Origin of the sequence: Streptomyces sp. BE20, from assembly GCF_036322525.1 — a bacterium.
Lineage (GTDB): Bacteria > Actinomycetota > Actinomycetes > Streptomycetales > Streptomycetaceae > Kitasatospora.
The window spans coordinates 1-270 of sequence record NZ_JAQYWW010000242.1; the positions used below are offsets into that span (position 1 = coordinate 1).

General features: G+C 74.4%; 1 protein-coding gene. It reads left to right on the forward strand.

Annotated elements, in window-relative coordinates:
* A partial coding sequence (locus PUR61_RS01240) for a KR domain-containing protein (protein ID WP_329874707.1) occupies nucleotides 1-270 on the forward strand: 270 nt, incomplete at both ends.

The following is a 270-nucleotide window of genomic DNA, read 5'->3' on the forward strand; positions in this document are numbered from 1 at the left end:
CTGCTGTTGCTGTCCCGTTCCGGTGGGGATGCCGGGCTGGTCGAGGAGCTCGCTTCGGCGAAGGTGCGGGCGGTGGCCTGTGACGTGGCGGACGCGGAAGCGGTCGCCGCAGCGCTGCGGGACGAGCCGGTGACGGCGGTGATCCACGCCGCCGGTGTGCTGGACGACGCGCTCCTCGCCGATCTGACGCCCGAGCGCCTCGACGCGGTGCTGCGCTCCAAGGTCGACGCCGCGCGCAACCTCGCCGCCGCGACGGAGGGCAGGACGCTC